Raw genomic sequence first — 19,986 nt, forward strand, 5'->3', positions numbered from 1 at the left:
ATGCCGACCCTGGTGCGCGCGGAGAGCGGCGAGCGCGACGGCCTGCTGGCCTTCCTGGAGGCGCAGCGCGCCTCGATCCGTCGAGCGGCGTTCGGCCTCACGGAGGAGCAGGCGGTCGCCACCCCCAGCGCGAGCAGCCTGACCCTGGCCGGGCTGGTCAAGCACGTGGCGCGGTGCGAGCGCTTCTGGATCGTCGACACGCTGATGGGCCGGGCCGCCGGCGGCCCCGCGGACGCGAGTGCGTGGGCGGACGAGCACCGACTGCTGGAGGGCGAGTCGCTGGCCGGCTGGCTCAAGGAGTACGAGGCCATCGCGGCCGAGACCGAGGAGATCGTCCGCGGCCTGCCGAGCCTGGAGGTCGACGCCCCGCTGCCGGACCAGCCCTGGTTCCCGCCGAACAGCCGGCGTACGGCGCGCTGGATCCTGCTGCACCTGATCGAGGAGGTGGCACGCCACGCCGGGCATGCGGACATCATCCGGGAGACCCTCGACGGCCGGACCTCCTACGAGCTGATCGCCGCCACCCAGGGCTGAGCCGCCGGGGTCCGGTGGGGGCTGCCCCGCGCTCCCGGGGCAGCCCCCACCGGACCCGAAGCAGATTGCACAGAGGCTCTTGGTTGAACATTGAACGAAACGGAGTTATGGTGGAGCCATCAAGTTGAAGCCTAAACAAACGGCTTCGAACCCTCAGGAGGAGCCATGGGTATCTTCAACCGCAGCAAGTCCACCGACACCACCGCCGTCGCCGTCGCCCCCACGGGCGCCGACCTGGCACACCTCAGCGGCGTCTACTCGATCGACCCGACCCACAGCCAGATCGGGTTCGCCGTACGCCACGCGATGGTGACCAACGTCCGCGGCGAGTTCACCGAGTACGAGGGCAAGCTGCAGCTGGACGGCACCAACCCGGCCGAGTCCTCCGCCGAGCTGGTCATCAAGGTCGCCAGCATCGACACCAACCAGGCCCAGCGCGACGAGCACCTGCGGACCGGCGACTTCTTCGCCGCCGAGACCTACCCGGAGATCACCTTCCGCAGCACCTCCGCCGAGCGCCTGCGCGGCGACTCGTACCGGATGACGGGCGACCTGACCATCAAGGGCACCACCCGCCAGGTCATCCTCGACCTGGACTTCACCGGCAGCGCGACCGACGTGTACGGCGCCGAGCGGGTCGGCTTCGAGGGCTCGGCCACCATCGACCGCACCGCCTGGGGCCTGACCTACAACGCCGCGCTGGAGACCGGCGGCGTGCTGATCGGCGAGAAGGTCCGGCTCAGCTTCGACATCTCCGCCGTCAAGAGCGCCTGACCCCGCTCCACCCGGTCAACCCGGGTTCCACCCCGTAGAACCCGCTGGAACGCGCGCTGCCCCTGCCGACCCCCCGACGGCAGGGGCGCTCGCGCGCCCGGGGCACCCACCCCACCTAACCGCCCAGCAGGGAAGCGTCCTCGTCCGGCAGCCAGCTGCCCGCAGGGCGCCTCAACCAGCCTTCCCGTGCGCCGAGTTCGGCCGCCGCACTCCGCAGCGCCGTCAGGCCCGGATGCCGTAGCCCCGGCCGGTGCACCAGCCCCAGCAGGCTGACCGGCACCGGCTCGACCAGCGGCACGGTGACGGTGCCGGGGATGGCGGGACCGCCCGTGGTGGTCAGCATCGGGTCGCCGTGCCGCGCGATGTAGTGCGCCGTCTCGTCCACGCCCACCGGCGGGCTGAACGGCGGTGCGGCCGACAGCCCGTGGGCCCGTAGGAGCCTCGCCCCGAGGTCGGCCCACTCCGTGGTCGCCGGATTGCCCGCGCAGATGTCGACGGGGTGGCCCCCCAGTTCGGCGAGCGGAATCGCCGGCCGGCCCGCCAGCGGGTGCCCGAGCGGCACGATCACCGCCATCGGCTCCAACCGAAGTGGCAGATGCACGAGTTGGGACTGCACCCGGGCCGGCAGGCCGGCGAAGCGCCCGAACGAGACATCCAGCCGATGCGCCAGCAGCTCCACGGCCGCGGCCGCCAGGCCCCCGTGGAACCGCGCCAGCAACTCCCCCTCGGGAAAGGCCTCACGGGCGGCCGACAGAATTCGGACGGCGGTCAGATCCGGGCCGGTGACATCACTGTTCAGATCCAGCAGCAGCGCCCGGCCGTCCACGCCCGCCACGATCTCGTCATGCAGGGCAAGCAGCCGTCGCGCCTTGGACAGCAGCCGCTCCCCGGCCGGGGTGAGGGTGACGCTGCGGGTGGTCCGGGCGAACAACGCGCTGCCGAGCGTCCGCTCCAGCGCCTGGATGTCGCGGCTCAGCGCCTGTTGGGCCACGTGCAGCCGCTCGGCCGCCCGGCCGAAGTGCAGGGTCTCGGCGGTCGCCACGAAGCCGCGCAGCAGGCGCGGGTGCAGGTCACGGGGCATAACGAGCAGACTAACAACACAACCGCGTCAATCCTCCCGAACAGGTGTTGGACCAGTCGGGCCCGCCACCACGAGGCTGGGGGCATCCACCCCTCGCCCGTTCTGGAGCCCCGTGTTCGCCTCGTACCGCCGCATCTTCACCGCCCCCGGCACCATCGCCTTCACCCTGGCCGGGCTGCTCAGCCGCCTCGCCTTCTCGATGACCGGTGTGGGCACCGTGGTGATGATCGCCACCCGCCGGGACTCGTACGCCCTGGCCGGGGCCGTCTCCGCCGCCGGGGTGGTGGCGGTCGCGCTCGGCATGCCGCTGCTCGGACGGCTGGTGGACCGGTACGGGCAGGCCAGGGTGGCGATACCGAGCGTGCCCTTCTTCGCCGTCCCGTTCGCCGCGCTGCTGCTCTGCACCCGTTACGGCGCGCCCACCTGGACGCTCTTCGTCTGCTGTGCGGCCTCCTCCGTGCTTCCCAACGTCGGCGGCATGGCCCGGGCCCGCTGGGCACACCTCTACCGGGACGACCCGGAGTCCCGGCAGCTGGCCACCTCCTTCGAACAGGCGCTGGACGAGCTCTGCTTCATGGCCGGCCCGGTGCTGGCGATGCTGCTCTGCACCGCGCTCTTCCCGGAGGCCGCACTGCTGGTCGCCGGGCTGCTCGCCTCCGTCGGCGTGCTGCTGTTCGCCGCGCAGCGCCGTACCGAACCGCCGGTCCTGCCCGCCGTCCCGGGCACCGGCGGGGCGCTTCGGTCCGGCGGGCTGCGGGTGATGGTGCTGGCCTTCCTGGCGACCGGCGTGACCTTCGGGTCGATGGAGGTCACCACCATCGCGTACACCGACTCGCTCGGCCAGAAGCCGCTGGCCGGTGCGCTGTTGGCGCTGGTGGCGGCGGGTTCGTGCGGTTCCGGGCTGGTCTTCGGGCTGGTACGGGCACGCCGCTCCCCGGCCGTCCGGCTGCTGGCCGCGGCGGCCGCGATGGCGGGGCTGCTGCTGCTCCCGCTGGCCGCCGGGCTGTCGGGCGCGGGCCCGGCCGTCCTGGCCGTTGCGCTCCTGGTCGCCGGTTCGGGGACTGCTCCGACCATGGTGACCGGGATGACCATGATCCAGGAGCTGCTTCCCGCCCGGCAGTTGAACGAGGGCATGTCCGTCGCGATCTCGGCCATCCTGATCGGCATCTCGACCGGTTCCGCCCTCGGCGGCACCATCGCCCAGCACGCCACCCCGGGCACGGGCTACCTGGTCCCCGCCGGCGCGGCCGGACTGGCCCTGCTGATCACGGCGGCGGGCATCGGCCGCCTGCGGACGCAGGCACGGACAGCAGTTGTCGCGGCACCTTCCAGCGTTGCCGCCTAGAAGCAGCGGGCCAACCACAGGGGCGCGTGGGGACTGCTCGAGGCGGTAGGGCACAGGTCGTCGTCTTCCGATCTCGCGCAGTTCTCCCCCAGCCTTCGGCCGGGAGGTACCCCCACGCGCCCCTGTGGTTACCCGATCCCGATCGGCTGCCCACGGCCCACCGGCGGCCGGCAGTGGAGCCGCTGGTCACTGCGCGGCTGACGGCCCGTGGGGTGCCGGTGACGGTGTACGACCACCGGTAGCCGCCGGGGGCCAGGTGTACTCGTACTCGGGCAGGGTGAACCCGCCCGGGAAGACGCCCTCGCGCTCATCGGTGCGCACGCCGCCCTCGCGCTCGTAGAAGGCGACCGCCCGGGTGTTGGCACACAGCACCTCCAGGTACAGCGGGGCCTCACGCGTACGCTCCAGGGCGGCCCGGAGCAGCAGCCCGCCGATGCCTGCACCGGTGAGGCCGGGGCGGACGTGCAGGTTGTCCAGCAGGACCCGCCCGTCCGGCTCGGGGACCAGATAGGCGAAGCCCACCGGTCCCTCCTCCCCCTCCGTCTCCGCGATCAGCAGGACGGGGGTGTTGGCGGGCTCGCCGTAGTCGGCGGTGAGCCGGATCGCCCAGAGCTCGCGGCGCTCCTCCGACAGGCCGTCACCGAGCGCCTCGGCCGGGACGATCCCTTCGTACGCCGTCCGCCAGCTCACGGCGTGCAGGGCTGCGACGGCCTCCGCATCGGCGGCGGCGCCGGTCCTGATGACGATCTGTCGGTCCATGTGACGAGCGTCCCACACCCGCGACTTGAACGCGTTCAAAAGTACCCCTACAGTCATGCCCACAAGGTTTTGAACACGTTCGAAACGGAGTGGTCCGATGGACTACACAGTCGTCAGCTACGCCTTCTACCTGCCGATCGCCACCGGCGTCACGGTCTGGGTGGCCCGCACCCTGAGCAAGAACGGCCGGATATTCCTGGCCGACGTCTTCGCCGGGGACGAGAAGCTCGCCGATGCCGTCAACCACCTGCTGGTGGTCGGCTTCTACCTGATCAACCTCGGTTTCGTCGCCCTGTGGATGCGCAGCGACACCCAGGTCGAGGGGATCCAGGGGGTCTTCAACGCCCTCTCGTACAAGCTCGGCACGGTGCTCCTGCTGCTCGGCGTGATGCACCTCGGCAACGTGTACGTGCTCAACAAGATCCGCCGCCGGGGGGCGCTGGACAAGCAGCACCGGCCGCCGGTCGGGCCGCAGGCCCGGATCAGCCCGAGCCAGGCCTGAGAGCGCCGGCCGTGAGGTCCGACCATCACGCCGACGAGGCGGCGGCACCCGCCGTCCGGCTGCTCACGGTGCTGCACGACCCGGCCTGCCTGCTCTGCCGGCACCTCACCGCCTGGCTGCGCGGACAGCGCCAGCTGGTACCGCTGGAGTTCGTCGCGGTCGCCTCTCCCGAGGCCCGCGAACGCTTCCCCGGCCTGGACCATGACGCCTCGCTCGGCGAGATCACGGTGGTCGCCGACACCGGCGAGGTGTGGCGAGGCGCGCCCGCCTTCGTCACCTGCCTGTGGGCCCTGGCCGAACACCGGCCGCTGGCGCACCGGCTGGGCACACCGGCGGGTCTGCCGCTCGCCAGGGCGGCGGCCTTCGCCGCCAGCAAGTACCGCGCGGTCACGGGGGCCGGGCGCGTCGTACCGGGTGCGGAGGGGGCACCCGGTCCGGCGTGGCCCGCGGCGGACGGCGAGGCCGACGGCGGTTGGCCGGACCTCGGCTGTGACGGCGGGACCTGCTCCGTCTCCGGCTAGGCTCAAGGACCGTGGAAGACGTGGCAACGACGAACGGCGAGAACAACCCGACCGACGAGCAGCCGAGCTCTCTCGAGCAGGCCGCCGCGGAACTGACCGGTACCGGGGATACGGGCGCCAAGCAGCTCGTACCCCTGGCCGGTGAGGTCCGCGGCGGCCGCGCGCTGCCCAAGACCGACAAGAGCGAGCAGACCCGCGCGCTGATCCTGGAGACGGCGATGCGCCTCTTCCAGGAGCGCGGGTACGACAAGACGACGATGCGGGCGATCGCGACCGAGGCCGGCGTCTCGGTCGGCAACGCGTACTACTACTTCGCGTCCAAGGAGTACCTGATCCAGGGCTTCTACGACCGGATGACGTACGAGCACGCCGTCGACGCCCGGGCCAGGATGGCCGGGAAGCGGGACTTCGCCGAACGCCTGGAGATCGCGCTGACCTCCTGGGTCGACTGCGCGGCGCCGTACCACGAGTTCGCCTCGCAGTTCTTCCGCACGGCGGCCGACCCGGACAGCCCGCTCAGCCCGTTCTCCAACGAGTCCCACCCGGCCCGCGCGACGGCCGTCCAGCTCTTCCACGAGGTGCTGAGCGGCTCGGAGTTGGCGCCCAAGCTGGACGCCGAGCTGGTCGAGCTGCTGCCCGATCTGCTCTGGCTCCACCTGATGGTCGTCGTCCTGTACTGGGTCTTCGACCGCACCGAGGACACCGAGCGCACACGCGCCTTCGTGGAGCGCTGCACCCCGCTGGTGGCGAAGGTGGTCAACCTGTCGCGCTACCGGATCTTCCGGCCGCTGGTCCGGGACGCGAAGGGGCTGATCCAGGACTTCGTGCTCCCGACCATAGGGCGCACGGCGAAGCCGTAGGGCCCGACGGCCGGGAGCACCCGGCCCTTCGGCTCAGAAGCCGTCAGGGTTGAACGCCCTCAGCGGAGTCCGCAGCAGCAGGTCGGCATCGGCGGCCGCTCCCGGCCGCAGCTCGGTGACCAGCGAGGCAGCGGCCAACCTGGAGACCGTCTCGGCGCCCAGGTACAGCGAGCCGAGCTCGGAGACGCCGAGCTCGAGGTCGGGCGCGTCGTCGGTGGCGGTGCAACGGCCGGTGCCGTCGGCCGCCGCCTCCAGCGCCCAGCGGCCCTCGGCGTACCCGGCCGGGTCGCTGACCTGCAGCACCACGCGCCCGGGCGCGCCGTACGTACGGGCGCCGAAGGCGGCGGGCACGTCGAGCAGCCGCAGCCACATGAAGTCGTAGTCCTCCGCGTGCGGTGTCGCACCGCGCGGGTCGTTCAGCAGCAGCGGCAGCGGGTCGTCCTGGCCGAGGTACTCGACGACGACCTTGCGCACCCAGTCCACCGACAAGGCGAACCGCCAGAGCGCGGTGGCGGTGGCCCGGTCGAGGGCGAGGAAGCTCGCCACGGTGAGGGTGCAGTTGGGGTAGCCGCCGTCCCAGTTGTCGTCGACGCGGTAGACGATCAGGCCGGTGACGTCGCCCTCGGCGTCCCGGTGCAGGGCGGCGAAGGGCTCCTTCCAGTCGAAGCCGGGCAGCGTGACCTCGCCCGTCTGCAACCTCCACCAGAGCGGCGTGCGCCCGATCGCACCCGGCTGGGTCAGCCGCCAGCGCTCGTGCAGCTCCGGGCCGAACTTGCGGACCTCTTCCATGGTGACGAAGTCGATCCGGCCGCCGGGCGTCTCGGGCAGGCCGGCGCGAAGACCGCCCGCCCGCGCCAGGTCGATGTTCCAGCCGTTCCCCCGGGTCGCCGGGCCGAAGCCGTACCGGCCGTAGATGTTGTACTCGGCGGCGATCAGGATGGCGGCGGCACTGCCCCGCTCGCGGGCGGCCTCGAGGTCCCGGCTCATCATCGTGGTGAGCAGACCGCGGCGGCGGTGGGTGGCGTTGACGGTCACACCGGTGATGGCATCCACCTGGAAGGTCGCACCGCCGGGCACCGTCAGCTCCGTGTCGAAGCTGCGGAAGGTCGCGACGCAGCGCCCGCCGTCGGACTCGTCGAAGGCGCCGAACCACCGCCCCGGCTCGAACTGCAGGCGGCGGAACTCACTGCCGTCCGCGACGTGCGGCCGCATGAAACCACGCGCGACGGCGCGGTCCCAGAGGGGGATCTCATCCTCGGTGATGTACCGGATATCGATGTCCTGGCCGGTCCGACCATGTACGTCCTTGCCCATCCAGCCACGGTACGACGGCCCCTCCCGCCACGGCACCCGGTTTTCCACCGGGCAGGGGGTGCCCGCGAAGCACGCCTACGGCCGGGCGTAGAAGTCGGGGCGGCCCATGATCCAGAGGCTGGCCTCTTTGATGTCCGTGCCGGGGCGGGGGGCCTCGATCATCTGGTCGTCGCCGAGGTAGATGGCCACGTGGTAGATGTCGGCGGCGCGGCCGGGAGTGTGGGTCCAGAAGATCAGGTCTCCGGGGCGCAGCTGGCGGTAGGAGATGGGGGTGGACTCGGTGTACTGGTCGGCGGCGAAGTGGGTGAGGTTCTTGCCGGCCTTGCGCCAGGCCATCATGGTCAGGCCCGAGCAGTCGTAGCCTTCCGGGCCCTCGCCGCCCCAGATGTAGGGCAGGCCGATCTTGGAGCGGGCGAAGGCGAGCGCGGCCTCCGCGCCACTCGCGGACCAGGAGCTGTCCGCGGACACGTCGGAGGCGCTGGGCGCTGCCGCCGCCGCAGCAGCTGCGGCACGGGCCGCCTCCTCGGCCTCCCGGGCCGCGATCGCCTCCAGCGCCTCGCGCCGCTGCCGCTCCAGTTCAAGGGTGGTGTTACGCGCTGCGGCCAGCTCCGCCAACAGCTGCTCGCGGCGCCTGCCGATCTCGGCGACCTGCGTCTGCTGGGCCGCGAGCCGGGTCTGTGCCTGCTCCTTGGCCACGCGTACGGCTTCGGCGGCCCGCTGCGCCTCCTGCTCGGCGGCCCGGGCGGCGCCCGCGGCACGGGAGGCCGCGGCCGCGGTGGAGGTGGCCGCGTCCAGGATGTCCTTGGTGCGCGCGCCGACCACGCCGACGGCGTTGGCCTGCTCGCCGACCGCGCGCGGGCCCTTGGCGCCCAACAGGGCGTTGATCGCGGAGAGTTCGGGGCTGGTGCCCTGGCGGTAGGTCTCGGCGGCGAGCTGGGCGGCCCGCTCGGCGGCCTCGGCGCGGCCTGCCTCGGCCACGGCGGAGAGCTGCGCCGCGGTGGCCGCCTCGGTACGGGCCTTGGCCAGCCGGGCCTGCGCACCGTTGTAGGCCTCCACCGCCTGTTCGGCGGCCCGGCCGTTCTGCTCCAGCTCGGCCTGGGCGGCCGTCAGCCGGGCCTCGATCGCGTTGGTGTCCACGGCCCGGGCATCGCTCTCGGCCCGGGCCCGGGCGATGTCCTCGGCGGAGGGGTACGGGTCGTCGGCGGGAGCGGTCAGCCGGGACGGGAGCGGCACGGCCTCGGCCGCCGGGATCAGCCCGAACACTCCGGAGAGAGCCAGCAGGAGCGTCGGCAGGAATCTGCGTGCCACGGGGGGTGCCCTCTCCCAAGGTCTGACGATCAGCCAAATATCCCATCAGGTGACAATTCAGTCACTCGCCGTAATATTCTCAAACGCGGCAACTAGCCGGCGCCATCCCCGCGCGTCCGTGCGGGTGAGATGTCAGGTCCACCGGCTCCCCCGCAGGGCGCCGCTCAGCGGGGAACGGAGCGGCGCAGCTGAGGGTGCGGGATCCGGGGGTGCCGGTACGGGGCGCGGGGCTCGGGGCCGGTCCCGGCCGGGGGCGCGACGGCGGCCGGCCCGACGGACGCCCGTACCGCGTAGGTACGGCTGCGCCCGGCCTGGACCGTGCGGCGGCGCTGCTGCGCCTGGCCGTGCCGCTCGGGATCGGGCCCGGCGGGCTGCCCGGAGGTGCGGCCGGGGGCGAGGGCCTCGGCCCGCCCCGACGAAGCGGCGCGGCGGTCGGCGAGCCGGGCGGAGCGGCGGGCCAGCCCGCGGGCGGCGTGGGCGTCGAGGTGGGCGGTGGCTCGGGCCGCCATGCGTTCGGCGACCCGGTGAGTGGCGGTGTGGTGGGCCGGTACCTTGTCGGGCGCGCCGGCGATCAGGTCGAAGAGCCAGGTCCGGGCGCGGTCCGCGCGCCGGTGCAGCATGCGCTCACGCCGGAGCGCGCGTGCGCGACGGCGCGGCCGGGTGGCGTACCGCCAGCGCGCCCAGGGGCTGCCCGGCCGGGCCAGCCGGACGGCGCCGATCCAGGACAGGCCGGGCACCATGATGCCGAGCAGGCCCGTCCAGACCTTGCCCTTGACCAGGGCGACGATCGAGACCAGTGCGTTCACCGCGATCACCGCCACCAGCCCCCACTGGCCGGAGCCCTCGGGTGAGGTCTGCCCGGGGACGACGCCGAGCGGGACGTAGCCGGTGAGCAGCAGCGCGGTGAACAGGATGCCGAGGATCACCGCGTCCACCGACTTGCGGCCCTGTTCGCTCCAGTACACGTCGTCCAGGTGCAGGATCAGCGCGAACTCGTCCAGGACCAGCCCGCAGCCGATCCCGAAGCTGAGACCGCACCAGTCGATCCACGGGTGCCCCCCGTTGGTAGCGATCACCCCGATGCCACCGGCCAGCAGGAAACCGAGCCCGAACACCATGTGGTGGATGTGCAAGCCGCCGGGGGTGATGTTGCCCGGCCACCAGCGGACCTTGGCCCGGATCATCCGGACGCTGAAGCGGATGCCGACGAAGGAGCAGATGAACCCCACCAGCAGCAGGAACAGCGGCTGCTTGTGAGCAGCGACGATGTGCGTGCGGTAGCCGTCCAGCAGGGTGGCCAGACTCAGCTGCTCGAGGTGCATGGGTCGTACCTTCGTTCCGTGGTGCTCCGGGCCTCGCCCGGCTAACGCGTGGTCAGAACCCCCGGGTGCGCTTGGCCGCGCGGCGCGGTGCCAGCAGGTAGGGCGCGGGACGTTCCTCGGCCCCGGCGGGCCTGGTGCCCCGGAGCGTGCCGGGAAGCTTCATGAAGAGTCGTGCGACCTCGCCTCCGAGGTTCACCCCGACCGCCAGTGCCAGGGCCAGGGCGGCCGCCCGGCCCACCGAGATCAGACCGACGTCGGGCTGGTTCTGGGTGAAGGCGAGCATGCCGAGGTAGATCGCCGAGCCGGGCATCAACGGACCGAGTGCCGCCGTGACGTACGGCAGCGAGGAGGCGTTGCGGTAACGGGCCATCAGCTGGCCGAACAGGCCGACCAGACCGGCGGCGATGCCGGTGGACACCACCGCGGACGTCCCGGCGTCGGTGAGCACGCCGTAGGTGGACCAGCCGATGGCGCTGTTGAGGGTGACGAACGGAAGCTTTCTGCTGTCGGTCTGCAGCAGCATGGCGAAGGCGAGGGTGAGCACCATCGCGGCGACCAGCTGGACGGGCGGGTGCCTGACCCCGATCAGACTCTCACCGGGGTTGAGTTTGGCGTGGATGCTCAGCCCGGCGTAGAGGATCAGCATCACGCCGATCACGATGCCGGCGACCAGGTACAGCACCTCCAGCAGCCGGGCGGCAGCGGTGATGTAGAAGCCGGTGAGGCCGTCCTGCACGGCGGCCACCAGGGCCCGGCCGGGCAGCAGGGCGAAGAGGCCACCGGTGATGACCACCGATCCGCGCAGCCCCAGGTGCGGGTTCAGCGACAGGATGATGCCGGAGGCGGCGGCCGGCATCGCCGCTATGACGAACTGGTAGAACTCGGGCAGCCCCCGCCGGGCGATCAGCGAGGCGAGCCGGTCGCCGAGGATCGCGGCGACGAAGGCGTTGGCGAAGACCAGCCAGGCCTTGGCGTCGAGCCGCCCGCCGACCAGGAAGGTGGCGGCTCCCGCCAGCAGGCCGGTGGCGAGGGCGAGCAGCCAGGTCGGGTACGGGTGCCGGTTGCGGCGGATCTCGGCGAGGCGGCGGTAGGCGTCGTTGACGGAGAGCTTCTCCGCGGTGATGTCGGCCACCAGCCGGTAGACGGCGGCCAGCCGGGTGTAGTCGGAGGTCCGGCGGCGCACCACGCGGTCCGCGGTGACGGGGGGCTCGACCAGCGAGGGCTGGTACGAGATCCCGATCAGGGTGAAGGTGACCTGGGGCTCGCAGTGATCGAGCCGGTACGCGTGGGCGATTCCCAGCATCGCGGCCTCGACGTCCTCGGCGGCCTCGCCGCTGGCCAGCAGCAGTTCACCGATCCTGAGCGTCAGGTCGAGCACGCGCGGGACGTTCTTGACCGTCGCCTCGGCCTTCTGCTCGCGCTGGGTGCGCTCGTACGCCGGCCGCTCGGCCATGGGGGTACGCAGCAGGGTACGCATCCGGTCGGGCCAGGGGGCCGCGCCGGGGGCGCCCTGGCTGAGCGTCGAGTCGGCCGTGCCGGTGGGCGGGCCGAGGCTGAATCCGACGGCGCGCCAGTCCTCGGGGCTCAGCGTGTCCTCGGAGACGCCGGTGGGCCAGGCCAACGCCGACGGCACCGCGTCGGCCGGCTCGCCGGGCCGGAGCAGGCCCTCGGTCTCGACCGGCGGCGAGGCCAGCGGGATGGCGGTGGGCTGCTCGACCGGCGGCGCGGCGGATCCGAGCAGGCCTTCGGTGAGCGAAGCCTCGCGCGGCGGCACCGGTTTGGGCGCGGGCCGGGCGGGCCTGCCGCCCCTGACCTTCTTGCCGCCGCCCGATCGGCCCCGGCCCCGCTTAGGCACTGCCACTCCTCGCCGCCCCTGGTGGCGCCCGGCCACCGTGGTGATATTGCGTCCCACCTTGCCTGATCGAACGCCCGAACGCACATGTGCGGTCGCTGCCCCGTGCGAGTACGACCACCGCCACAAGGGCGCGGGGGAGAACTGCGCGAAGCGGGAGGGCTGCGGGCCGGTGCCTTCCGATCTCGCGCAGTTCTCCCCCAGCCTTCGGCCGGGAGGTGCCCCCACGCGCCCCTGGACAGTGGAACTGGCTCCGGTGCGTGCCACTGGCAGACCGCCTCAGAGCCCGTAGCGCTCGACGATCCCCCGGTGCCGGTCGGCGTCGGCCCCGGCCGCCTCGGCCAGGTCGAGCCAGCTGAGCGGGTGCTCCCAGTGCTTCGTCAGGCGGAGCAGCAGCGCATCGGCCTCGGCGGCGGAGGCCGTCGGCGGCACCCCGAGGGCCGCGTAGACGCCGGGCAGGGATTCGGTCTCCTCAGCGGGGTCGTTGATCGCGTACTCGCCTCCGCTGTAGGCCCAGAGTCCGTACTCGGTCTCGCCGAGCGCCTCCCGCAGCGCCACCCACTCCTCGGTGCCGGGCCAGGCTCCGTCCAGCCAGTAGGTGGTGTACCCGGCCGGGTCGAGCAGGGTGAGCAGCTCGAAGGCCGGCCGCCAGCCGTCCGCCTCGCCCTCGGCCGGCGGCTCGTTCAGCAGCGCCGGGCCGAAGACCACGGTGTCCCGGTGGTTGAGCGGCACGTCCTCCCCGAGTACGGGCAGGATGCGCGCGGTGGCCGGGCCGGTGCGCACGGCCGGGAGGTCGGCGGTGGCGCCGTTGGTCCGGGTGGCGCGGACGGTGATGAGCTGCCACTCCTCGTCCACCGGCCCGCTGTCGGTCTCGAAGTCGATGCCGATCCTGGCTCCGACCGCTCGCACGGCCGCCCAGTCCCGGTTGGCCGTGGCGGCGGTGATGAGGTGCCAGAGGTCGGGCTCCTGGACCGTCCGGTACTGCTGGTCCGGGGGCGTGCCCTCGACGGGCAGCGCGTGCTCCAGCAGTTCCTCGTACAGCTGCTGGGCCGTGGCATGGTCGCCCAGCCTGGTCGCTGCGGCGGCGCCGAGTCGGCGCGGGTTGATGCGATCGGGCTCCTCCGCGACCAGGGCGGCGCAGTGCTCGCCGACCTCCGCCCAGCGGCCCTCGGCGGCGGCCCAGCGGGCGCGCGCCCAGTGGGCGTCGGCGGGGTTGGTGGGCATCAGCCGGTCCGCCAGGCGCTTGACGCCCTCGCCGTCCCCCGCCTCGATCAGCATCTGGGAGAGCATGCCGATCAGGTGCTCGTGCCGGCCGTCCTCCTCCAGCTGCTCCCAGAGCAGGTCGGCGGCGGCTCGGGTGTGGCCGAGGCTGCCGAGCACACCGGCCAGGTTGACCACCACGGCGGTCGACGGGGCCTCGGCGCGGGCGGCGGCGAACAGGTCGGCCGCAGCCTCCGCCGGGATCTGCTGTCCGGCCAGCCACTCCGGCAGCTCGGCGACGGGCACCGGCAGGGCCGGTACGGGCAGGGCCTCGGCCTCGGCACGCAGCTCGGCGACCCGCTCGGCCACGCCGTCGGTGCGCCGCAGCTGCGTGAGCTTGCGTTCCCCGGCGGCCGCCAGCGTGAGCGCGACCGTACGGGCTCCGCGCCGGACGGCGAGCCGCCCGGCGATCACCAGCAGGTCCAGGCAAGGGCGGTGGGAGCCGGCCGCGTCGAGGTAGCCCACCCAGTGCGCGAGCCGGACGCCCAGCTCGGTGTCGTTCTCGTACGCCCCGGCGGCAACCAGGGCCTCCACGGCGGTGGCCCAGCGGTGGCGGATGTCCGGGAACTCCTCGGCCTCCCCGGCAGCGGGCAGCTGCCCCAGCGCGAGTTCGGGGCGGCCGAGGGCGGCCAGCATGACGGCCCGTCCGACGGCGAGCTTGCGGCGGTCGTCGTCGTCCAGCTTGTGCCGGGCGGTGACGTACGCCAGCTCGGCGGTGTCGTAGGCGGCCAGGGCGTCCTGGTAGCGGCCGAGCCGGTACAGGGCGGAGGCCCGGCTGTGGCCGAAGGCCAGCGAGACCTGCTCCCCGGCGGCCTGGATCCGGGACTGGGCGCGGTCGAGGTGGGCCAGCGCGGCCTCGGCGCGGCCGTCGTCCTCCAGAGTGTCGGCGTACTCGCGGGAGAGGCAGTCGAAGCAGGCGCGGGCCGGCTCGACCCTGGCGAGCGTCTCCTCCAGCACGGCGAGCCGCTCCGGCACGTAGCCGGGGCCGTCGATGTTGGCGTGGCAGATGGTGAAGTCCTGCACGGCGCACACGGACTGCGGGCAGGAGGCCGTCTCCTCGCGGTGCGCGAACTCCAGCAGCGAGACCGCCTCGCCCATCGCGGCCTCGCCCTGGTGGCGCTTGTTCAGCAGGTTCTGCAGGCGCCAGTGGCGCAGGAAGACCTCCACCCAGGGCAGGCCGAGCGCCCGGGCGGAGGCCAGCGCCTCGGGGTACATCGCGTCCAGCTGCTCGTTGCGGCCCTCGACGGCGTGGCCGGCGATCTCGGCCAGCGCGGTGGCCAGCCGGTGCTGCCCGGACTCGGCCAGCGTCTCGTGGGTGTCGTGCACCCAGGCCCAGATGTCCGTACTCATTTCGCCTGCTCCCCCTGCTGATCGCGTGCGGACAGTGTGTCCGGCACCGCTGACAGTCCGTCCGGGACGGCCGCGGTGAGGGCCGCCACGGCGGTGCCGACGCCCTCGAGCGCGGCGGTCAGGTCACCGGCGGCGGAGCCCGAGGCCGCCGCCATGATCACCTTCAGCGAGCGCAGCAGCCCGGCGGCCGTGGCGCTGCCGGTGTGCCCGGCGCGGTAGGCGGCGAGCAGCTGCCGCACGGCGGGCGAGGCGAGATTGAGGTAGAGCCGCGCCTTGACCGTGCCGTCGGTACGGGCGGTGAAGGCCCGGGCCAGCCGAAGGGCGGCGGACGGGATGCGCGCGTCGGCCTGGTCGTCCTCGATCCGGGCCTTGAGCTCGGCCTCGCGGTCCGGCACCAGGACCAGCGGCAGGCCGGGCGGGTCGAAGCGGGCCGGGACGAGCTGCTCGCCGTCGTCGGCGAGGGCTGCCCCCAGCCAGGCGGTCTCCTCGGCGGACAGCGGCTGTTCGGGGTCGCGGAACAGCTCCCGGTTGCCGCTCTCGCTGCCGAGTTCCACCAGCCGGCAGTCCCGCAGCTGGGCGTAGCGGCGCAGGAAGGGCAGCACGGCGTAGCGGTCACCGCGCGCGATCGGGACCTGCATGGCCCGGTAGAGCATCTCCTCGAAGCCGCCGCCGCTGCCGAGGGCGACGTGCACGGCTCCGCCGCCCGCGGCGCGCAGCGCACCGGCCGTCAGGTCGCCCTGCGAGGTGGGGACGGGGACGTCGTCGGCGAGCAGGGTGAAGAGCCGGTCGTCGCAGAGGGCGGCGCCGAGCAGGTCCTGGCCGTGCCGGGCCAGGATGCGGCGCCAGGCCGTGGGGTGCAGCCGCGCGGTCTCGTACAGGCCGTCCACGATCGCGTCCGTGAGGGCCTGCTGGAGGGCGCGGTAGTGGTCGTCGCGCTGGAGGTCCTCGCGGCTGGCGGTGGGGGTGAGCCGGGTGGATTCGACGACGCCGCCGATGAAGCCGGCCCAGCTGGGCAGCAGGTCCCGGGCGTCCTCGGAGAGCAGCATGCCGCGTAGGTAGACCGAGAGGTCGCGGTTGTCGCTGCTGCCGTAGGTGCCGCCGTCCTGGACCCAGAGCAGGCCGACGGCGTCCGTCGCGCCTTCGACGGGGTCGACCGGGAAGGCGGTGAGCGGCTCGAAGCGGCGGCCGAAGGCGGCGGCGAAGCTCATCCGGGCGGTGTACAGGTGCCCGGGCACCTCCTGGCGCCACGGCACCGGGACGTCGTTGACGGGCTTCTCGTCGTCGCCGACGTACACGGGGATCGGCAGCAGGACGCAGTAGCGGGCGAGCACCTCGCGCAGCGCGTACTCGTCGGCGAGGTGGGCGTGTTCGGCCTTGAGCAGCAGCTCGACCACGGTGCCGGGGGTCGGGCGCGGGTCGGTGGGCTCGACGCTGTACTGCTCGCCGCCACGGCTGCGGTAGCGGTGGCCGAGGGCCGGCTCGCGGTGCGAGGTGGTGGTGACGGTGACCTCGTCGGCGACCGAGAAGGCGGAGAGGAAGCCGAGGCCGAAGGCGCCGATCAGCTCCTGGTTGCCGGTGACCTCGCGCAGCAGGCGGGTGTAGCCGGTGCCGACGGTGGCCAGGTAGGCATGGATCTCGGGCTCGGTCAGCCCCGCGCCGGTGTCCTCGATGGCGATGGCCCGGCGGGCGGCGTCGCCCCGGACCCGGATGCTCGCCTCGGCTGTGCTGCCGGGGTCCTCCAGCCTGCGACGGGTGTGTGAGTCGTGGGCGTTCTGGACGAGTTCGCGCAGCGCGACCAGGGGGGTGGAGTACAGGTGGGTGGCGAGCACACTGACCAGACCACCGAGATCGACCTCGGTCGTCCGCAGATTCTGCTCGGGTACCCGGCCGGGCTGGAGACCTTCAGACATGAGGCCTCAGTGTGCCAGTACGACAATCGGGCGACCAGCGATTTCAGAAGCAATTAAGGGCGAGGCGGCGGGCAGCCCCAGGGGCGCGATAGGTTAACCAGGGATTGACGCCCCCACCTGCGCTGCCGGGTGGGGGAAATCGCCGCCGTTCGGGGGGATTTCGGCCTTGCCGCGTGCCTTCCTGTGACGTCCGTCGTTCGGCGACTATTCCATCCGGGTGACACCTTCGAGCGAACCGGCAGGTGATCCATTGTAGTCAATAGGCCGACCGGGGAATGCTTCTCATGCGACGTCAGGAACCGGCGCAGCGCGGGGCGGCCACCCCTCGGCGCGCCACTTTCGCACCAGTTAGCAGGGAGACCACCGTGTCCCGTATTCGCGCAGTCGCCGCCGTCACCGCCCTCGGGGGCTTCCTCCTGGCGGGCATCGGCACCGCCCAGGCGGACAACGGCGCAGGCGCCGAACACAACTCCAACAGCAGCTTGGTGAGCAACATCGGCTCCGGAAACATCGTCGGCAGCGTCCACGGCAACGGCAACGCCTCCCAGCAGACGGCCACCGGCTCCGGCGGCAGCAACCAGAACAACAGCCTCGGCGTGGCCGGCAACTCCGGTGGCATCGGCACCGCTCAGGGCAACGGCAACCTCTCGGACAAGGTCTACTACCCCTTCGTGCTCTACTGAGCCGCCGCCCGGAACGCCCGTGGGGCAGGCCTCTCCGGCCTGCCCCACGGGCATGTCCTCAGGACAGTCCGAGGACGGCCCGGCTCAGTGCGATCAGGCACTGCGTCAGATCGGGCCGGTGGCATCCGGGGCGGTTCCGTACGCCGTCGTTCACCAGCGCGAACATCGCGTGGACGCGGATCCGGGCCTCGGCGTTCTCGTACTCGGGGCGGATCTGCTGGAGCAGCCCGACCCAGGTGCGCAGGAAGTCCCGCCGGAAGTCGACGGCGGCCTTGCGGTCCGGCTCGGCGAGCCGCTCGGTCTCACTGAGCATCGCGCCCAGGTAGTGGCTGTGGCGCAGCGCGAAGTCCACGTACGCGCGCAGCCCGGCGGCCAACGCCGCGGCCGGGCCGCCGTTCGACCGGCTGCCACCGCCCGCGATCGCTGCCTCGACCTCGTGCCAGAGCCGCTCCCGGCTGCGGACCAGCGCTGCGGCGAGCAGCTCGGCCTTGGTGTCGAAGTGCTTGTACACACTGGGCCCGGCGATGCCGACGGCGGCGCCGAGCTGGTCGGTGCTGACGTTGTCGAAGCCCCGCTCGTGGAACAGCCGGACGGCCGCGACCAGCAGCTCCTCCCGCCGCGACTCCGAGACCCCGTAAGAGAGTTGGGGTACGGCCGGCGGCTGCGGAGCGCCGGTGAGCGAGGCCGCGAGCAGGTCGCCGCCGATCTGTTGGAGCAGCCGCTCGAAGCGACGGCGGGGCGGAGCGAAGGTGTGGTACGACAGGCTGCCGTACGCCGAGAGCAGCGACCAGCAGAGCAACTCGGCGTCGGCCGGGGAGAGTTCGGGACGGGCGGCGACCAGCACCCGGGCCATCTCGCGGACCTCCCCGCGCAGCCCGCGGCGCAACTCGGCGCGCTGGACGGCGGGCAGCAGCCGGGCGTCGCGCTGCCAGAGCGTGCCGAAGGCGCGATGGTCGATGGCGACGGCGGCGAGCGCCGCACAGAGCGCCGGCGGGCCGAAGGAGCCGGAGCGGACCGCCGAACCGAGCGCCGCCAGGTCGAAATCGACGGCCTGCCGCAGAAGTTGGGGCTTGCTGCGGAAGTGCCGGTAGAGGGCGGGTGCGGTGATGCCCACCTCGGCCGCGACCTCCGCCATCGAGACCTGGTGGTAGCCCCGCCGATGGAACTGCCCGCTCGCCGCGGCGAGGATCTGCGCCTTGCGCCCGGGTGGCCGCCGCACCACACCCCGCTCTGTCGACACCTGTCGTCCCCTGCCGTCAGCCTGCCCACGACTACCGGCCCAGGGTAGCAAGCATTCACTTGTCCGGTCCGTCACGGCCGTATCAAGGGGTGATCAACCCGAGAGAACGCGCCGCACATGCTGGACAGCGGAAGCTACCGGCGATTAACTTGTCAGGCGATCAACGGGCACCACGAAGGGAGCGCCGCCGTGCGCCGCACCGTGTTCAACGAGGACCACGAGGCCTTCCGGGAGACCATCCGGGACTTCATCGCCAAGGAGGTCGTCCCGGTCTACGAGAGCTGGGAGGCCTCAGGCCACCCGCCGCGCGACTTCTACCGCAAGCTCGGCGCGCTCGGCGTCTACGGCATCGAGGTCCCCGAGGAGTACGGCGGCGCGGGCGAGAGCGGCTTCAAGTACCAGGCCGTCGTCACCGAGGAGTGCGCCCGGGCGGGCGTGACCTTCGGCTCCTCCGGGGTGCACACCGGCCTGGTGCTCCCGTACCTGCTCGAGTACGCCAACGAGGAGCAGAAGCAGCGCTGGCTGCCCGGCTTCGTCTCGGGCGACATCATGACGGCCATCGCGATGACCGAGCCCGGCGCCGGCTCCGACCTCGCGGGCATCAGCACCACCGCCAAGCTCTCCGAGGACGGTACGCACTACGTCCTCAACGGCGCCAAGACCTTCATCACCGGCGGCGTGCTGGCCGACCTGGTGCTGGTGGTCTGCCGCACCGCGCCGTACGACCCGGCCGACCGTCGGGCGGGCCTCTCGATCCTCTGCGTGGACACCACGTCCGAGGGCTACGCCGTCGGCCGCAAGCTGCAGAAGATCGGCCTGCGCACCTCCGACACCGCCGAGCTGTCCTTCAGCGACGTCAAGGTGCCCGTCGAGGACCTGCTCGGCGAGGAGGGCAAGGCCTTCAGCTACCTGACCCACAACCTGGTGCAGGAGCGCCTGGCGATCGCCGTCGGCGCGTACGCCTCCGCCGCGGCCGCCGTGCGCTTCGCGGTGCAGTACGTCAAGGACCGCAAGGTCTTCGGGCAGGCGGTGGCCGAGTTCCAGAACACCAAGTTCACCCTGGCCGACTGCGAGGCGCAGGTGGTCGCCCAGCAGTCGATGGTGGACCGGGCCCTGGAGCTGTACCAGCACGGCGAGTTGACGGTGGCGGACGCGGCGGCGGCCAAGCTGTTCTGCACCGAGTCGGCGTCCGTCGTCATCGACAAGTGCCTGCAGCTGCACGGCGGTTACGGCTACATCCTGGAGTACCCGATCGCCCGCCTCTACACCGACAACCGGGTCTTCCGGATCTACGGCGGCACCAGCGAGGTCATGAAGACCATCATCGCCAAGTCCCTGGGGCTGTAAGGCCAGTGCTCGCGCGGTGGTACC

At 72.6% G+C, this 19,986-nt stretch carries 17 protein-coding genes; 8 read left to right on the forward strand and 9 right to left on the reverse strand.

Going from position 1 to position 19,986, the window contains the following annotated elements; genetic code table 11:
• On the forward strand, positions 1 to 534 hold the full coding sequence (locus FB465_RS15455; RefSeq protein ID WP_145791205.1) for a DinB family protein: 534 nt from the start codon (positions 1 to 3) through the stop codon (positions 532 to 534).
• Between the two features lie 165 nt (positions 535 to 699).
• Complete coding sequence (locus FB465_RS15460; protein ID WP_145791208.1) at positions 700 to 1,308, forward strand: YceI family protein; 609 nt, start codon at positions 700 to 702, stop codon at positions 1,306 to 1,308.
• Positions 1,309 to 1,423: 115 nt separating this feature from the next.
• Here FB465_RS15460 and FB465_RS15465 read toward each other — a convergent pair whose 3' ends face one another.
• Complete coding sequence (locus tag FB465_RS15465) at positions 1,424 to 2,389, reverse strand: LysR family transcriptional regulator (RefSeq protein WP_145791209.1); 966 nt, start codon at positions 2,387 to 2,389, stop codon at positions 1,424 to 1,426.
• A gap of 112 nt (positions 2,390 to 2,501) precedes the next feature.
• Here FB465_RS15465 and FB465_RS15470 point away from each other — a divergent pair, with 112 nt between their 5' ends.
• Positions 2,502 to 3,734, forward strand: coding sequence for an MFS transporter (locus tag FB465_RS15470; protein ID WP_145791211.1), 1,233 nt, complete (start codon positions 2,502 to 2,504; stop codon positions 3,732 to 3,734).
• Positions 3,735 to 3,920: 186 nt separating this feature from the next.
• On the opposite strand, the gene FB465_RS15475 is transcribed toward FB465_RS15470, so the two are convergent.
• Positions 3,921 to 4,493, reverse strand: coding sequence for a GNAT family N-acetyltransferase (locus FB465_RS15475; RefSeq protein WP_211785788.1), 573 nt, complete (start codon positions 4,491 to 4,493; stop codon positions 3,921 to 3,923).
• A gap of 97 nt (positions 4,494 to 4,590) precedes the next feature.
• Here FB465_RS15475 and FB465_RS15480 point away from each other — a divergent pair, with 97 nt between their 5' ends.
• Genes FB465_RS15480 through FB465_RS15490 form a run of 3 tightly spaced genes read left to right on the forward strand, consistent with a single transcriptional unit; the run spans position 4,591 to position 6,376 of the window.
• Positions 4,591 to 4,995, forward strand: coding sequence for a hypothetical protein (locus tag FB465_RS15480; RefSeq protein WP_145791213.1), 405 nt, complete (start codon positions 4,591 to 4,593; stop codon positions 4,993 to 4,995).
• A gap of 11 nt (positions 4,996 to 5,006) precedes the next feature.
• A complete protein-coding gene (locus FB465_RS15485; protein ID WP_211785789.1) occupies positions 5,007 to 5,516 on the forward strand; it encodes a thiol-disulfide oxidoreductase DCC family protein in 510 nt (169 codons plus the stop codon).
• 20 nt (positions 5,517 to 5,536) lie between these two features.
• Positions 5,537 to 6,376 carry a TetR/AcrR family transcriptional regulator gene (locus FB465_RS15490; RefSeq protein ID WP_246192670.1) on the forward strand — a complete coding sequence of 280 codons (840 nt, stop codon included), beginning with the start codon at positions 5,537 to 5,539 and terminating at the stop codon, positions 6,374 to 6,376.
• A gap of 33 nt (positions 6,377 to 6,409) precedes the next feature.
• On the opposite strand, the gene FB465_RS15495 is transcribed toward FB465_RS15490, so the two are convergent.
• The 6 genes from FB465_RS15495 to FB465_RS15520 all read right to left on the reverse strand — a co-directional run bounded on the left by FB465_RS15495 (position 6,410) and on the right by FB465_RS15520 (position 16,692).
• Positions 6,410 to 7,690 carry a GNAT family N-acetyltransferase gene (locus FB465_RS15495; RefSeq protein WP_145791215.1) on the reverse strand — a complete coding sequence of 427 codons (1,281 nt, stop codon included), beginning with the start codon at positions 7,688 to 7,690 and terminating at the stop codon, positions 6,410 to 6,412.
• A 75-nt stretch (positions 7,691 to 7,765) separates the two neighbouring features.
• Complete coding sequence (locus FB465_RS15500) at positions 7,766 to 8,998, reverse strand: C40 family peptidase (RefSeq protein WP_145791216.1); 1,233 nt, start codon at positions 8,996 to 8,998, stop codon at positions 7,766 to 7,768.
• Positions 8,999 to 9,162: 164 nt separating this feature from the next.
• Positions 9,163 to 10,320, reverse strand: coding sequence for a hypothetical protein (locus tag FB465_RS15505; protein WP_246192671.1), 1,158 nt, complete (start codon positions 10,318 to 10,320; stop codon positions 9,163 to 9,165).
• 52 nt (positions 10,321 to 10,372) lie between these two features.
• Positions 10,373 to 12,175, reverse strand: a complete 1,803-nt coding sequence (locus FB465_RS15510; RefSeq protein ID WP_246192672.1) for a threonine/serine exporter family protein — start codon at positions 12,173 to 12,175, stop codon at positions 10,373 to 10,375.
• A 276-nt stretch (positions 12,176 to 12,451) separates the two neighbouring features.
• Positions 12,452 to 14,782 carry an ATP-binding protein gene (locus tag FB465_RS15515; RefSeq protein WP_145791218.1) on the reverse strand — a complete coding sequence of 777 codons (2,331 nt, stop codon included), beginning with the start codon at positions 14,780 to 14,782 and terminating at the stop codon, positions 12,452 to 12,454.
• The gene (locus tag FB465_RS15520) at positions 14,779 to 16,692 is read right to left on the reverse strand and encodes an ATP-binding protein (protein WP_145791220.1); all 1,914 of its coding nucleotides are present in this window, start codon (positions 16,690 to 16,692) and stop codon (positions 14,779 to 14,781) included. The genes FB465_RS15515 and FB465_RS15520 overlap by 4 nt, the downstream gene beginning before the upstream one ends.
• 365 nt (positions 16,693 to 17,057) lie before the next feature.
• On the opposite strand from FB465_RS15520, the gene FB465_RS15525 reads away from it, so the two are divergent.
• Positions 17,058 to 17,375, forward strand: coding sequence for a hypothetical protein (locus FB465_RS15525; RefSeq protein ID WP_145791222.1), 318 nt, complete (start codon positions 17,058 to 17,060; stop codon positions 17,373 to 17,375).
• A 58-nt stretch (positions 17,376 to 17,433) separates the two neighbouring features.
• On the opposite strand, the gene FB465_RS15530 is transcribed toward FB465_RS15525, so the two are convergent.
• On the reverse strand, positions 17,434 to 18,615 hold the full coding sequence (locus FB465_RS15530; protein WP_170290594.1) for a TetR/AcrR family transcriptional regulator: 1,182 nt from the start codon (positions 18,613 to 18,615) through the stop codon (positions 17,434 to 17,436).
• 189 nt (positions 18,616 to 18,804) lie between these two features.
• On the opposite strand from FB465_RS15530, the gene FB465_RS15535 reads away from it, so the two are divergent.
• Positions 18,805 to 19,962, forward strand: a complete 1,158-nt coding sequence (locus tag FB465_RS15535; protein WP_145791225.1) for an acyl-CoA dehydrogenase family protein — start codon at positions 18,805 to 18,807, stop codon at positions 19,960 to 19,962.
• Positions 19,963 to 19,986: the final 24 nt, after the last annotated feature.

This window comes from Kitasatospora atroaurantiaca, from assembly GCF_007828955.1.
Taxonomy (GTDB): Bacteria; Actinomycetota; Actinomycetes; order Streptomycetales; family Streptomycetaceae; genus Kitasatospora; species Kitasatospora atroaurantiaca.